Origin of the sequence: Geothrix edaphica (genome assembly GCF_030268045.1) — a bacterium.
Lineage (GTDB): Bacteria > Acidobacteriota > Holophagae > Holophagales > Holophagaceae > Geothrix > Geothrix edaphica.
This window is the reverse complement of sequence record NZ_BSDC01000001.1, coordinates 615,255-629,832: the sequence shown is the minus strand read 5'-3', so window position 1 is coordinate 629,832 and position 14,578 is coordinate 615,255. Positions and strand designations below refer to the sequence as shown.

At 70.2% G+C, this 14,578-nt stretch carries 12 protein-coding genes; 7 read left to right on the top strand and 5 right to left on the bottom strand.

Annotated features, from left to right (window positions below):
* Positions 1–101: 101 nt before the first annotated feature.
* Positions 102–2,132, bottom strand: a complete 2,031-nt coding sequence (locus QSJ30_RS02805) for a TonB-dependent receptor (protein ID WP_285606265.1) — start codon at positions 2,130–2,132, stop codon at positions 102–104.
* The gene (locus QSJ30_RS02800; protein ID WP_285606264.1) at positions 2,132–2,758 is read right to left on the bottom strand and encodes a hypothetical protein; all 627 of its coding nucleotides are present in this window, start codon (positions 2,756–2,758) and stop codon (positions 2,132–2,134) included. Before QSJ30_RS02800 ends, QSJ30_RS02805 begins: the two co-directional genes overlap by 1 nt.
* Before the next feature lie 89 nt (positions 2,759–2,847).
* Between QSJ30_RS02800 and QSJ30_RS02795 the strand changes: the two genes are divergently transcribed.
* On the top strand, positions 2,848–3,720 hold the full coding sequence (locus QSJ30_RS02795; protein WP_285606263.1) for a cyclic di-GMP-binding domain-containing protein, MshE-related: 873 nt from the start codon (positions 2,848–2,850) through the stop codon (positions 3,718–3,720).
* Here the strand turns inward: QSJ30_RS02795 and lepA are convergent.
* Positions 3,717–5,534, bottom strand: coding sequence for a translation elongation factor 4 (gene lepA / locus QSJ30_RS02790; protein ID WP_285606262.1), 1,818 nt, complete (start codon positions 5,532–5,534; stop codon positions 3,717–3,719). The genes QSJ30_RS02795 and lepA overlap by 4 nt on opposite strands.
* A 136-nt stretch (positions 5,535–5,670) precedes the next feature.
* Here lepA and QSJ30_RS02785 point away from each other — a divergent pair, with 136 nt between their 5' ends.
* The 4 genes from QSJ30_RS02785 to QSJ30_RS02770 are packed head-to-tail and all read left to right on the top strand — an operon-like array spanning position 5,671 to position 9,859.
* Positions 5,671–6,486: a response regulator gene (locus tag QSJ30_RS02785; RefSeq protein ID WP_285606261.1), complete on the top strand. Its 816-nt coding sequence runs from the start codon at positions 5,671–5,673 to the stop codon at positions 6,484–6,486.
* Positions 6,483–7,976 carry a metallopeptidase domain-containing protein gene (locus tag QSJ30_RS02780; protein ID WP_285606260.1) on the top strand — a complete coding sequence of 498 codons (1,494 nt, stop codon included), beginning with the start codon at positions 6,483–6,485 and terminating at the stop codon, positions 7,974–7,976. Before QSJ30_RS02785 ends, QSJ30_RS02780 begins: the two co-directional genes overlap by 4 nt.
* Positions 7,977–8,000: 24 nt before the next feature.
* The gene (locus tag QSJ30_RS02775; RefSeq protein WP_285606259.1) at positions 8,001–8,468 is read left to right on the top strand and encodes a nuclear transport factor 2 family protein; all 468 of its coding nucleotides are present in this window, start codon (positions 8,001–8,003) and stop codon (positions 8,466–8,468) included.
* Positions 8,469–8,497: 29 nt separating this feature from the next.
* The gene (locus QSJ30_RS02770; RefSeq protein ID WP_285606258.1) at positions 8,498–9,859 is read left to right on the top strand and encodes a M20/M25/M40 family metallo-hydrolase; all 1,362 of its coding nucleotides are present in this window, start codon (positions 8,498–8,500) and stop codon (positions 9,857–9,859) included.
* 9 nt (positions 9,860–9,868) lie between these two features.
* Here the strand turns inward: QSJ30_RS02770 and QSJ30_RS02765 are convergent, their stop codons facing one another.
* On the bottom strand, positions 9,869–10,648 hold the full coding sequence (locus QSJ30_RS02765) for an FKBP-type peptidyl-prolyl cis-trans isomerase (RefSeq protein ID WP_285606257.1): 780 nt from the start codon (positions 10,646–10,648) through the stop codon (positions 9,869–9,871).
* A gap of 27 nt (positions 10,649–10,675) precedes the next feature.
* A complete protein-coding gene (locus QSJ30_RS02760; protein ID WP_285606256.1) occupies positions 10,676–11,536 on the bottom strand; it encodes a tRNA1(Val) (adenine(37)-N6)-methyltransferase in 861 nt (286 codons plus the stop codon).
* Between the two features lie 92 nt (positions 11,537–11,628).
* Here QSJ30_RS02760 and QSJ30_RS02755 point away from each other — a divergent pair, with 92 nt between their 5' ends.
* Both QSJ30_RS02755 and QSJ30_RS02750 read left to right on the top strand, forming a co-directional pair.
* Positions 11,629–13,848 (top strand): RelA/SpoT family protein, encoded by a 2,220-nt coding sequence (locus QSJ30_RS02755; protein WP_285606255.1) that lies wholly within the window; start codon positions 11,629–11,631, stop codon positions 13,846–13,848.
* Positions 13,845–14,483, top strand: a complete 639-nt coding sequence (locus QSJ30_RS02750) for an NUDIX hydrolase (RefSeq protein ID WP_285606254.1) — start codon at positions 13,845–13,847, stop codon at positions 14,481–14,483. The genes QSJ30_RS02755 and QSJ30_RS02750 overlap by 4 nt, the downstream gene beginning before the upstream one ends.
* The last annotated feature ends 95 nt before the right edge of the window (positions 14,484–14,578 follow it).

The window sequence follows — 14,578 nt, the reverse complement described above, 5'->3', positions numbered from 1 at the left end:
GGGCTCCGCTTCGTGGCCCACATGGTCGCGAGGATGTGGAACTTCATCGCACCGCCCAAACCTTTGATTGTACCGGTAACGCTGTCGGAACGCCTTCTGCCTCAGAACCGGCAGCGGGCGCTCAGGGCGACCTGTCGACCGGGTAGCAGGTAGTACTGGGCGTCGCCCAGCTCGCTTTCGGCCACAGGTTTGTGTTGGTCCGTGAGATTCCTTCCGTCCAGACGGACCTCCCAGGCCTCCCCCCGCCAGCCCAGGCCGGCCGCCCAGGTAGCATAGCCCCCGGCCGGGGCGGTGTTGCGCTGGTTGAGGAAGACGGCCCCCACATAGGACAGCTCCGCCGAGGCAGTGAGGCCCCGGGCCGGCGCATAGGCGAGGCCCAGGCCACCAAGGTGGTAGGGCGACATCTCCAGGCGCTTGCCGGCGAGCTGGGTCAGGGTGCCATCGCCGAAATCCTTGGCGTAGTTCCGGAACCGGGCGTCGTGGTAGCTGTAGGCGAGGCGGGCCGCCAGATCGTGCGTGAAGCGCCAAGCCGCGCTGGCCTCCACGCCCTGGAACCGCTCCGTGCCCGCGTTCACGAGCACCGGCGAGCCGGCCGCCGACTGGGGGACCACCAGGTTCTCGAAGTCCATGAGGAAGGTGCTGACCTCCAGGGCGAGGCGGCGGTCCAGGAGGTCGGCCTTGAGGCCCAGGTCGTAGCTGGTGGCGGTCTCGGGCTTCAGGATCGACGCCCCGCTGTCCAGGCCGAAGTCGATGGCGGCGGGCTTGAAGGTGCTGCGCACGCCGGCGAAGACATTCACCCGGTCCTCCCCGCGCTGCCAGGCGGTCCAGGTGGCCCCGGCGCTGCCGCCCAGGCGGGTCGTGGTCCGAGCGTCGGATCCGCCCTCAAGGGTTCCGCTGGCGACATCCAGCGTGGACGTGCGGCGGCTCTCCTCCGCCCGGGTGAGGCGCAGGCCCGCCTCCACCGTCAGGCGCGGCGCCGCCTGCCACTGCGCGAAGACGTAGAGGCCCGAGAAGTCCCGGCGGTCGTCCAGGCGGATGTCCGCCTCGCTGGGGAGGGCCTCCGCCCCAGGGGCGCCGGACCCGTCGAGGTTCACGAAGTAGTCGAAATCCCCACCCCGGCCGCGGCCCTGGCCATGCAGGTGATCCAGGCCCGCGACCACCTTGAGGCCCCTCCCGGCCCAGGTGAGGTGCGTGTCGAAGTAGACGTCCGTGAGGTCGATGCGCTCGCGGAACCCGTGGGCATTGGGAGCCGTGGTGGCCACGTCCGTGAGGAAGCCGCGGAAGGCGTCCTGGCGCCCGCGCGCGATCGACAGGGTGGTGGCCCAGAGCGTGGCGGCCTCCAGGGTCCGCTCGTAGCCCGCGGTGAAGGTGGCCCGCCGGTCATCGAGGTAGGCCCCGGCCGGATTGTGGTTGGCATCAAGGGGCACCCGGTCCGTCAGTGCTCTGCCCACGCGGGGGAAGGGGCTGGCGGGCTGCTGGTCCGTGACCGTGCCCTCCAGGTCGAAGCGGAGGACTCCGTCCAGGGCCTGGACCCGGTTGCGCCAGAGGAGGTGCGTACGCTTGAAGCCCGTGCGGGAATCCTCGAAGCCCTGGGTGTCGTGATCCACGGTGAGGGTGCTGTCCGTGGTGGCTCCGGCCGGAAGCCGGAAGGAGACGGCACCTCCGAAGCTCCCATGGCTGCCCGCGGAGAGGCGGACCGTGCCCTTCCCCTCGGAGGGGAGGCCGCGGATGACATGGATGACGCCGACGAAGGAGGTGGCGCCGTACATCACCGGGGCCGCGCCCCTCTGGATCTCGATGCGCTCCACGCCCTCGAGGCTCAGGGTCGAGAGCGCGGGATTGAAGGCCCCGCCCCAGGGCACCCCGTCCACGACGAGCAGGAAGGCGTCGAACTCCTTCAGGCCCCAGAATTCGGGCACCGATCCCGCGGGCCCGCCATCGCCACCGGGGGCGATGTAGACGCCCGCCAGCAGGCCCAGGGCGCCGCCCAGGTCAGTGGCGCCGCGATCCGCCAGGTCCCGGGCGGTGAGGACCGTGATGGAGGCGGGTACCCTGGCCGGATCCTCGGGAAAGCGCGTGGCGGTGACCTCCACCACGGCCGCGGGTGGAACAGGAGGGGGGGGCTGGAACATCAGGAGTCCTTGGCAGAGATGGTTCCGCTCTGGGGGCGGGGAAGGCGCGCCTGGAGGAAACCCGGGGAGGTCTCCAGCACCAGGCCCTGGTGGCCGGCCATGGCGCGCAGCCAGAAGCCCGCCAGGCTGCGCGGCAGGTCCGGGGGAGGCTCCGCCTCCAGGGCGAGCGGGAGGGGCGCATCGGTGATCCAGCGCAGGAGCAGGGCCCCGGACCGGGCCTCCGCCTCCAGGCGCAGGGGACCCGGCGCGGCCCACGGAAGGATCTGCCGGGTGAACGCGACGGTCCAGTCCTGGAGCAGCGGCGCGGGCCAGGTGGCCGTCCCGGCACCGGCATCCACCAGCTCCACCGGGCAGCGGAAGAGCTGGCCGGCGTCGTCCAGGCGCTCACGCACTTCCGCGGCCCAGTCCGCCCAGGGGACCGGCTCCCCGCCGGACACACGCCCGAGGGCCAGGGCGCGCGCCATGGCGATGAGGGTCTTGCCATCCTCGATGATCGTCTGCAACCTTGCGTGGTTCTGCGGGTCGAAGGGAAGCGAGGGGTCTCCGAGATCCGCCACACCCTGGAGCCCCGTCACCAGATTGTTGAAATCATGCAGGGCCGCCCGCCAGAGATCTTCAGAGTCCATGCCCCACGCCCCACAAAAGCCTTGAATGACGTTACCTTGAGGGCCACCCTCTCTGCATCATCGGAAGACCTAAGCCCCGGGAATCCCTCATGCAGCAACCGATCAAGCGACTTGGCGAACTGCTCGTGGAATCCGGCCTCATCACGCCGGCCCAGCTGCAAAGCGCCATCACGCACCAGAAAATCGCCCGGGGCCGTCTGGGCAGCAACCTGGTGGCCCTCGGCTACATCTCCGAGGAGGTCCTCATGGACTTCCTCAGCCACCAGGCCGGCGTACCGCAGATGGACGTCCGGAATCTCGAGGTGCCGCCCGAGGTGCTGAAGCTGGTGCCCTACCGTCTGGCGGACCAGTTCACCGTGCTGCCCATCTCGATCAAGGAACCCAAATCGCTGGTGTTGGCCATGTCCGATCCGTCGGACCTGAACGCCGTGGACAGCGCCCGGTTCGCCTCGGGCCTGCACATCCAGCCCGTGGTGGCCTCCCACAGCGCGCTGCGGAAGGCCATCGGAGACCTCTACCGCAGCCTGGAGACACCCACCCCGGGCGCGCCCCTGACCGTGGACGTGGGCGCCGACCACGCCGAAGGCGAGGCCCTCCCGGTCAACTTCAGCCTCGATCCCCTGCCCCTTCCCGCGTCGGGCCTCGCGGCCGAGGTGGCCTTCTCCCGGGACCCCTTCTTCGACAGCACCGGCGTCGCCATCCAGGAACCCACGAACCTGGATCCCTTCCAGTTCTTCGAGCCGACAGAGGCTCCGCGCCCGGCGTCCTCACCGGATCTCATCCACAGCCGGACCCTCCGCGAAACGGTCCCCCCGCTGGAGTCCTACCAGACGCGGGCCATGGTGCTGGGCCTGATCCGCCTGTTCCAGCGCCGGGGCATCCTCGGCGAGGATGAGCTCCCGCGCCTGCTGGCCAACCTCGTCGAGTCCGGCGAGATCAAGAACGGCGGCAAAGGCGACTAGCCCTCGACCTTCAGGATCGCCAGGAAGGCCTCCTGCGGGATCTCCACGTTGCCGATGGCCTTCATCCGCTTCTTGCCTTCCTTCTGCTTGTTGAGGAGCTTCTTCTTGCGGCTGACGTCGCCGCCGTAGCACTTGGCCAGCACGTCCTTGCGGCGGGCCTTCACGTTGGTGCGGGCGATGATCTTGCTGCCGATGGCGGCCTGCACGGCCACGTCGAACATCTGCTGGGGGATGACTTCCTTCATCCGCTGGCAGAGCGCGAGGCCCAGCGTCTGGCTCTTGCTGCGGTGCACCAGGATGGATAGGGCATCTACCGCCTCGCTATTCACCAGGATGTCCATCTTCACCAGGTCGGATTCCGTGTAGTGCTTCATGTGGTAGTCGAAGCTGGCGTAGCCCTTGGAGACGGACTTGAGCTTGTCGTAGAAGTCCATCACCACTTCGTTCAGGGGCAGCTCGTAGACCAGCATCACGCGGTCCTGGCTCACGTACTCGAGCTTCTGCTGGAGGCCGCGGCGCTCCTCGCAGAGCTTGATCAGCCCGCCCACGAAGTCTGTGCGGGTGAGGATGGTGGCCTCGATGATGGGCTCTTCGATCTTCGCGATCTTCTGGAGGGGCGGCAGCTTCGAGGGGTTATCCACGGCGGTCTCGGTACCATCGGTCAGGTGCACGTGGTAGCGGACGCTGGGGGCCGTGGTGATGAGATCCAGGTCGAACTCGCGCTCCAGGCGCTCCTGCACGATCTCCATGTGGAGCAGGCCCAGGAACCCGCAGCGGAAACCGAAGCCCAGCGCCGTGGAGGTCTCCGGCTCGTAGGTGAAGCTGCTGTCGTTGAGCCGCAGCTTGTCCATGGCGTTCCGCAGGTTCTCGAAGTCGTCGCTGGAGGTGGGGAAGATGCCCGCGAAGACCACGGGCTGGATCTCCTTGAAGCCCCTCAGCATCTCGGTGGCGGGCTTCGTCGTGAGCGTCACCGCATGAGTGACCGTGTCGCCGACCTTCACGTCCACCAGCTGGCGGATGTTGGCCACCAGGTAGCCCACCTCGCCCACGGACAGCGACTCCTGCTTGTCCATCTTGGGATCGAAGATCCCGATCTCGTCCACCCGGTGCTCGCTGCCCGTGGACATGAAGCGGATCTGGTCGCCGGCCTTGAGGGTGCCGTTCACCACGCGGATGAGGTTCACCACGCCGCGGTAGGCGTCGTAGTAGCAGTCGAAGACCAGCGCCTGCAGCGGTGCGTCCGGATCGCCCTGGGGCGCGGGGATGCACTTCACGATCTGCTCCAGCACCTGGTCGCAGTTCGCCCCGGTCTTGGCGCTCACGTTCACGGCGTGGGCGGTGTCCACCAGGCCGATGACCGTGTCGATCTGCTCCAGCACCCGCTCGGGATCGGAGCTGGGCAGGTCGGTCTTGTTCAGCACCGGGAACACTTCCAGCCCGTTCTCCAGGGCCAGGTAGGTGTTGGCCAGGGTCTGGGCCTCCACGCCCTGGGTGGAATCCACCACCAGGATGGCGCCCTCGCAGGCCGCCAGGCTGCGGCTGACCTCGTACGTGAAGTCCACGTGGCCCGGGGTGTCGATGAGGTTCAGGGTGTAGGTCTTCCCATCGAGCGCGGGGTATTTCAGCGTCACTGCGTGGGCCTTGATGGTGATGCCCCGCTCCCGCTCCAGGTCCATGTCGTCGAGGATCTGCGCCTGCATGTCCCGGCCGGCCACGGTCTTGGTCAGCTCGAGCAGGCGGTCCGCCAGAGTGGACTTGCCGTGGTCAATGTGGGCGACGATGGAGAAATTGCGGATGAGACTGGGATGAGCCACTGAGAAACCTCGAACTGGCCATTGTATCGTTGGAAACCCATGCTGTCTGCGGGGTTTTACCAACCCCGACGACATCCTGCTGTTGCCTGGAACCCTCAGGACCTTTACCCTCAAGTCACGAGAGCAAGGAGTTCGCTTGTCCTACTTCGCGTCTCCCATGACCATCCTGATGGTAGAGGACAACGCTCTGCAGCGCCGCATGTTGGAGGCGCAGCTGCAGCCGCTGGAGCACCACCTGATCGTGGCTGCCAACGGCGAAGAGGCCCTGGCGCGCCTCAAGAGCGGCGGCCCGAGCCCCGACATGCTGATCATGGACGTGGTCATGCCCTCCATGGACGGGTTCAAGGCCTGCGAGTCCATCAAGTCCGATCCCGCCACGGCGGACATCCCCATCCTCGTGCTGACGGCCCTGAGCCGGGATGCCAAGGACCGCAGCTACGCCGCCGGCGCGGACGACTTCATCCGCAAGCCTGCCAACACCCTGCTCCTCCAGGTGCGCGTACAGACCCACCTCCGCATCCGGGCCCTGGCGCTCCAGACCGGCCCGCTGCCCCCGGCCCGCCCCAAGGTGCTGGTGGCCTCCGCCAGCGCGCTGGTGCTCACCCAGGTCCAGAACCACTTCGGCAAGGACCAGGCGATCTACCTCGAGGCCCAGAGCGAAAGCCGGGCCCGGGCCCAGATCCTCGCCCACCGGCCCGACGTGCTGGTGCTCGACACGGACCTGTCCGAGGGGGGCGCCCAGAACCTGGCCGTGACCCTGCACCAGTCCGGGGAGCTGAGGAACCTGCCGATCCTCCTCCTGCACGATCCCGGCGAGCTGGAGACCTGGTCGCGCCTGCGGGAGCCGGTGGACGACGCCCTCGAGAAACCCCTGCTGGCGCCGGAAACCCGCCGCCGCGTGGCCCTCCTGGCCCGGCTGGCCCACCTGCAGAAACTCGTCGGCCAGGCATGACACGCCGTTCCAGCCGCGGTTTCGGAGCCGCCCTCGGCCTCCTGGCCGCCCTCGCTTCCCCGGCCGCCACCCTGGAGGGCCGCGTCACGGACGGCCGCCGGGGGCTGGCCGGGGTGCGGGTCTATCCGGATCGGCAGCCGCGGGTGTCCCCCGCCGCGGATCCCCCCCTGGCCGTCACCGACGGGGAGGGCCGCTTCCACCTGGACCTGGAACCGGGCGACACCGTGCTGGCCGTCGAGAAGGATGGCTGGCGCCGCGACCTGGTGCCGGCCGCCGAGTGGCGTGGCGACATCGCCCTCAGCCCCGAGCCCCGGCACCGCCAGGAGGCGGTCTTCGTCGTGCGCCTCGACTTCACGGATGAACCTTCGAAGCTGCCTGACGGCGCCCTGCGCGAGCTCATCTTCTCCCGCCGGCCCGGGGTGGCCAGCGCGGCCAACTACCTGTACGAAGTCAGCAAGGGGGCCCTCTCCCTCGTCGAGGGCCGCTTCCTCAAGCTGCGCAGCGCCGACCATCCGGCCCCGCGGACCGACGCCCACAAGCTGGGCATGGCCGAGTGGGTGCTGGAGCGGCTGCAAGGCGAGGACCTCGGCGCCTGCGACCGCCTGGACAACCGCACCGGCGCCCGGCGTTCCGACGGCAAGCCCGACCACCTCTGGATCATCACGCCCGGCAAGCCCCAGTCCCTCACCGCCGACGAGGCCGACCTCAAGGCGGTGAGCCTGCTGGTCCCCCTGCCCTGGGATCGCGGGCACCGCTGGCCCCTGATCTTCATGACAGAGCAGGTGCCGCTCGGGAACATCGTGCACGAGGCCTTCCACGCCATGGGCGAGCACCGCGTGGACGACCTCTACCTGGATTGCGGGGACCCCCTCACCGCCGGCATCTGGGACCTCATGGACGCGGGCCAGTACCGCGGCTGGGACCGCTCCCACCCCGGCGAGGGCCCCTGGGTGGAGGACACGGGCTACAGCCCCTCCCATCCCTCCGCCTGGGTGCGGTCCGAGCTCTGGTACCGGGGGCATTTCCGGGACCAGGTCCGCCGCCTCGCCGTGAAGGGGCGCGCCTGGGAGGGCTGGATCGCGCCCGTCTCCCGCGCCCCGGGAGCCGATCCCCAGTGGGTGACCCTGCCTGATCCGCGGAAGAAGGGCCGCTTCTTCAGCCTGGAGGTGCGCCGGCCCTGGGGCTTCGAGCGCGGCCGCGTGGGGGGCCGCTTCGGCCCCGGCCACGAGGGGCTCATCGTGGCCCGCATCGATCCCTCCCTGCTGAGCCCCGACGATCCCAGGGGCCCCATGCGCGTGGTGGATGCGCATCCCGGCAGCCCCGAGCCCCCCAAGCCCCACTTCCCCTGCCGGCGCTGGGAGCTGGACGACGCCGCCTTCAACCTGGGCCCCGGCGAGAACCCCAAGGGCAGGGCCGGACCGCTGTCCTGGCAGGTGCTGGAGACCGACGCCAGCGGCCGCATGCGGGTCCGGGTGAGCCTTCGCCGCTGACACCGGCCTACGCCAGGAGCCCCCATGCGCCCCGCCCTGATCCTCTGCGCCACCCTCTCGCTCGCCGCCCAATCCCCGGCCGAGCAGGCCGTCGCCGCCGTGCTGGACGACTGGCACCTGGCGGCGGCGCAGGCCGATGAGGGCCGCTACTTCGGCCACTTCGCCGAAGGCGCCGTGTTCCTGGGCACCGATCCCGCCGAGCGCTGGACGAGGGCCGCCTTCCAGGCCTGGGCCCACCCCATCTTCCAGCGTGGAAAGGCCTGGAACTTCAGGGCCACGCGCCGGGCGATCACCCTGTCGGGAGATGGCCGCACCGCCTGGTTCGATGAGGACCTCGCCACCCCGAACCTGGGCCCCGCCCGGGGCACCGGCGTGCTGACGCGGAAAGGGGACCGCTGGCTGATCGAGCAGTACAGCCTGAGCATCCCGATCCCCAACGCGCTGACGAAGGCCGTGACGGCCCAGATCGAGGCCCTGGCAAAAAAGCCGTGAACCGCCGGAATTACCAATTAAGATGAGGCATGACCCCATCCCGCTGCCTCCCGTTCCTCCTCGCCCCCCTGCTCCTCGGCGCGCAGACGCCGAAGACACCCTCCGAGCGCCTGCGGGCCGAAGCCTTCCGCACCCACGGCGCCTATGCGGATCTGGCCTGGCTCTGCGACCGCATCGGCCCCCGTCTCAGCGGATCCCCCCAGCTGGACCAGGCCATCGCCTGGGCCCAGGAGCGCATGAAGGCCGCGGGCCTCGTCAACGTCCACACCGAAGCGGCCATGGTGCCCCACTGGGTGCGCGGCCGGGAATCCGCCGAGCTGCTCCTGCCCGCCCCGCACCGCCTGAACATCCTGGGCCTGGGCGGCAGCGTGGGCACGCCTCCGGGCGGCCTCACCGCCGACGTGGTGGTGGTGGGCTCCTTCGACGAGCTGGATCAGCTGGGCGCGGCGGCCGTGAAGGGGAAGATCGTCCTCTTCGACGTGCCCTACAAGGGCTACGGCCATACGGTGGTCTACCGGCACGACGGGGCCGCGAAGGCGGCGAAGCACGGCGCGGTGGCTGCCCTCGTGCGCTCCGTGGGGCCCGTGAGCCTCGATACCCCCCACACCGGCGTCATGGACTACGATCCCGCCTTCCCCAAGATCCCCACCGCCTCGGTGACCCTGGAGGCCGCCACGCAGATGCGGCGCATGCAGCAGCGCGGCGAGCCGATCCGGGTCCACCTCGAGATGGGCGCCCAGACGCTGCCGGATGTCCCCTCCGCCAACGTGGTGGGCGAGATCCGGGGCACGGAGCGGCCCGGCGAAGTCGTCATCCTCAGTGGCCATCTGGACAGCTGGGATGTGGGCCAGGGCGCCCAGGACGACGGCGCCGGCACCGTCACCGCCCTGGAGGCCGCGCGGCTCATCCAGGCCCTGGGACTCAAGCCCCGCCGCACTGTCCGCGTGGTGCTCTGGACCAACGAGGAGAACGGCCTGCGCGGCGGCCTCGCCTATCGCGACGCCCATCGCGCCGAGTTCAGGGACATCGTGGCCGCCTTCGAATCCGATTCCGGCAGTGAGCGCATCAAGTCCTTCGGCCTCGATCTCCGCAAGGCCACGCCGGAGGCCAAAGCCGCGGCTCTGGCCTCCTTGAAGGGCCTGGGAGCCAGCCTTGCCCCGTTCGGGGCCATCGACCTGCGCCTCGGCGGATCCGGCGCGGACGTGGGCCCCATGGTGGCCGAGGGCGTGCCCGGCATCGGCGTGGGCCACGCCGCCACCCACTACTTCGACATCCACCACACCCACGCCGACACCTTCGACAAGGTGGAGAAGGAGGACCTCGCCTTCAACGCCGCCGCGCTGGCCAGCTTCGCCTATGCCCTGGCCCAGTCGGAGGTTCGCTTCAACTAGGAGCTGGAGCTACTGGCCGATCCCCACCAGCTCCACATCAAAGACCAGCATGCCCCTGGGCATCCCGCTGGCACCCTGGTAGGCCAGCTTTTCTGGCACCCAGAAGCGCCGCCGCTCCCCCTCCACCATGAGCTGGAGGCCCTCGATCCAGCCTGCGATGGTGCCCTTCAGGTGGAGCGGGACCGCATTGCCTTTCGGGAGCGAGCTGTCGAACATCCTCCCGTCGGTGGTCCAGCCCGTGTAGTGGACGATCACCCAGCTGGACCGGGTCGGGTGGACCTTCCCCGTGCCCGGCTTGAGCACGCTGAAGGCCAGGCCCGAGCGGAGGACCGCCGCGTCCGGCGGCGGAGCGGCCACATCCGCCGGCGCCTGGTGGGGATCGGGCACCACGTCCAGCAGCTCCAGGTCCATCGCCACGGTCCCGGCGGGCCGGCCCTTGGCCCCCGCGAAGGCGAGGGCCTCGGGGATCCAGACGCGCCGCTGCTCGCCCACGGTCATGGCCAGCAGGCTCTCCCGCATCCCCGGCATCAGCCGCTCCAGGCTGACGAAGGGCGCCTCATCCTGGACCCTCGTGTTCGTGAAGACGGCACCATCCGGCCCCCAGCCCGTGAAGTGGACCCGGGCGAAGTCCCCGGTGGTGGGCCGCCGGCCGCCCTGCCCCGGGCGGATCACGCGGTACGCCAGGCCGCTGGGGGTGCGGACGGCCTCCGCGGGCGGCACGGCGATGTCCGGTGGCGCCCCCTGGAGCAGGAGGGCGGCGGGAAGGCAGAGCAGGCGGCGAAGGCGCATGACCCAGGATACGGGATCCGAGTGGGGTCACAGCCCCGGCGGGAACCCCACGGCGAGCCTCACTCGGGCGATGGCGGGGTCCACGCTGCCATCGGCGCGGCGGATGAGGACGGGCGGCTCCACCTCCGGGCACTGCGCCCTGGCTTCGAAATCGTCCGGATAGTCCTGGCGGCGCCCGGCGGCGAAGACGTCCAGGCCGTAGGGCTCGCCGGCCTTGAAGACGATCTCGCGGCGATGGAGGCAGAGCAGCCCGGCCTCGCCCAGGGCGGCCAGGGCGCGGTCCCGCTGGTCGTTGGGGAAGACGCAGGCGAAGATCCCGCCAGGGGCCAGGAGCCGGGCGGCGGCCTGGGCGTAGTCCGCGATGCTGCCACGCACCTCCAGACGGGCGGGCACGGACTGGGGATGGGCGGCGGGCAGCCGGTGGCCCTCGGGCCAGTAGGGCGGCGTGCCCGTCACCAGGTCGAAGGGGGCCTCGCCCGCGAACAGGGCGGGGTCGCGGAGGTCGCCCAGGCGCGGGAAGATCCGCCCCTCCTGGCCGTTGTGACGGATGCTCTTCCGGGCCAGGCGCAGGCTCTGCTCCTGGGCCTCCACCGTGTGCACCGTGGCGCCGGGACAGCGCCACGCCGCCATGAGGGCCACGCTGCCGATGCCCGAGCCCAGGTCGGCGATGCGCCCGGGGCTGGGGCACCAGGTGGTCCCGTACCAGGCGGTCACCAGGTCGTCCGTGCTGAAGCGGTTGCCCTTCTCCAGCTGGAAGATCCGCCAGTGGCCGCACAGGCCGTCGAGGGTCTCGCCCGGCTCCAGCTCCACTCCGCCCGGCGGCACCGGCCCCGGGCGCGTCCAGCCCTTGTAGGCGGGGGAATCGTCGGAGGCAGAGCGGCGCGGCATCCGACAAGTGTGGCAGATCGAGGCTTCCCCCCTGTTTCCCGCACTTCCGGTCTGGCGTCTGGACAGCCCCTGCGCGACACTCAAACATGGCCGTGCCCGGGAAAGCCCTGGAGCCCATCCTCCGCGAGGGGGAAGGCTCGGCCTGCGAAGGGGACGCCTGCCTCACCCTGGACGGGGCCTTCGACCGGGTGAAGGCGGCCTTCCTGCAGCACCACCCCAAGGGGGACGTGGTCCTGCTGCGCCGGGCCTTCACCGTGGGCCGGGACATGCATGCCACCCAGCTGCGGAAGAGCGGCGAGCCGTATTTCTTCCATCCCCTGGCCGTGGCCCAGAGCCTGGCCGACTGGCGCCTGGACGCCGCGAGCGTGGCCTGCGGCCTGCTGCACGACGTGGTGGAAGACACCCTGATGACCCTGCCCCAGGTGAAGGCGCAGTTCGGGGACGAGATCGGCGAGATCGTGGACGGCCTCACGAAGATGAGCAAGCTGGCCTTCACGGACAAGCACCTGCTCAACGCGGAGAACGTCCGCAAGCTGCTGGTGGCCATGGGCAAGGACGTGCGCGTGCTGCTGGTGAAGCTGGCGGACCGCCTGCACAACATGAAGACCCTGGGCGTCATGGAGGAGGAGAAGCGCCGCCGCATCTCCCGCGAGACCCTGGAGCTCTACGCGCCCCTGGCCAACCGCCTGGGCATGGGCCTCGTCCGCCTGGAGCTGGAGGACCTGGCCTTCCGCCAGCTGGAGCCGGAGCAGTACGCGGAGCTGCGGAATGCGGTGGAGGCCAAGCGCGCCAAGCTCGCCGGCACCATCCAGGAGATCCACGGCTCCCTCCAGGCCATCCTCCGCCAGCAGGGCATCAACGCCCACGTCACCGGCCGCATCAAGCACCTGTACGGCATCTGGAAGAAGATGGGCGCCCAGGCCAAGGGCTTCGACGACATCCACGACTGGCTGGCCTACCGCATCATCTGCCCGGACCGCGCGAGCTGCTACACGGCCCTGGGCCTCGTGCACGGCCTCTACCGGCCCGTGCCCGGCAAGTTCAAGGACTACATCAGCCTGCCCAAGGAGAACGGCTACCAGAGCATCCACACCACGGTGCTGATGAGCTCCGGCGACATCTTCGAGGTGCAGATCCGCACGGAGGAGATGCATACCCATGCCGAGGCCGGCATCGCCAGCCACTGGACCTACAAGGACGGCCGCATCGCCAACCGCCTGGAGATCAACCAGGTGGCCTTCCTGCGCCGCATGGTGGAGCTGCACCAGGACGCCCAGGACAGCCGCGACCTGGTGGCCAACCTGCGCGGCGAGCTGACCTTCAACCGCATCCAGGTCTTCACACCCAAGGGCGATCTCCGCAGCCTCGTGGAAGGCAGCACGCCCGTGGACTTCGCCTACGCCATCCACACCCAGGTGGGCCACCGCTGCGTGGGCGCCAAGGTCAACGGGCGCATGGTGCCGCTCAAGCACATCCTCCAGAACGGCGACCGCGTGGAGATCCTCACCCGGCCCGACCACAAGCCCAGCCGGGACTGGCTGGGCTTCGTCAAGTCCGCCGGCGCCAAGAGCCGCATCCAGGCCTTCATCCGCGAGGAGGAGCGCGCCCACGCCATCACCCTGGGCCGCGAGCGGCTGGAGCGCGAGGCCCGCGCCATGGGCGTGCGCCTGGACGATGCCGAGTCCCAGGCCAAGCTCGACGCGCGGCTGGTGGAGCTGAAGCTGGCGAACTGGGACGCGGCGCATGCGGCCCTGGGCTTCGGCCGGCTCAGCGTCCACAAGCTCATCGAGCCCCTGGTGCCCGAACCCGAGCGGGCCCGGCCCAAGGAGAACACCTCGAACCTCATGGACTCGGTGGTGGTGGGCGACACCGCGGGCATCCTCTACGCCCTGGCCGCCTGCTGCAAGCCCATCTGGGGCGATGAGGTGGTGGGCTACATCACCCGCACCCGCGGCACCGCCATCCACCGGGCCGACTGCCCCCAGCTCAACACCGCCACCCTGCATCCCGAGCGCCGCGTGAACGTGGCCTGGGGCAAGCACGGGACGGAGCTCTACGACACGGAGATCGCCCTCACCACCGAGGACCGGCCTGGCATGGTGGCCGCCATCTCCGAGGGCATCCAGCGCGTGGGCATCAACGTGCAGCGCTTCCACGGCTCGGCCACGGAGGAAGGCGCCGGGCTGTTCCACATCGCCCTGCGGGTGCGCGACCGCGCCCACCTCGTGGAACTCATGGCCGGTCTGCGCCGCATCCGGGGCGTCTACACCGTGGAGCGGGTGAAGGGATCCGTGTTCGGGAAGGTGAAATGAGCGCCTGGCGCCCCCCCGACGAGGCGCCCCCGATCCCCTGGCCCTGCATCGGGGAGAGCCTGCGGCGGCCCCAGCTCGGACCCCATCCGCACAAGATCAGCGCCCGCATCCCCGAGGATCCCCGCCGGGCGGCCGTGGGCGTGATCCTCTGGGGCGATGCCGCGGGCGCCCGGAAGCTGGTGCTGGCCCAGCGCGGCTATGGCGCGCCCCACCACGCCGGGGAGATCGCCTTCCCCGGGGGCATGGTGGAGCCCAGGGATCGCGACCTGCCCACCACGGCCCGCCGGGAGGTGCGCGAGGAGATCGGGGTGTCCGAGGGCCTCTGGGAGCTGGGCTGCTTCCCCGATGGCGTGGCCAAGGCCCGGGTGCGCTTCACCCCGGTCTTCTTCCGCTGGGAGGAACCCGAGCCCCGGTTCCGCCTGGACCATGAGCTGGAGCAGGTCCTCATGCTGCCCCTGGCGCCGCTGATGGAAGCCCCCTGGACCATCGAGCGGCTGGAGCGCCATGGCCTGGCCCTGGATGTCCCGCGCCTTGAGCTGCCCCAGGCCCCGCTCTGGGGGGCGACCGCCTTCGTGCTGAAGGCGTGGCTGGACGTGCTGAAGGACTGCGCCGACCCCACCCTGGGCCCGAGATGACGCGCGGGTGGCACCCGGGCGTGGAACCCGATACCCGGGTCGATTGACACCCTTCGCGGGCGACCCTACATTTCCGGCCCACCCACGCGGCCCCG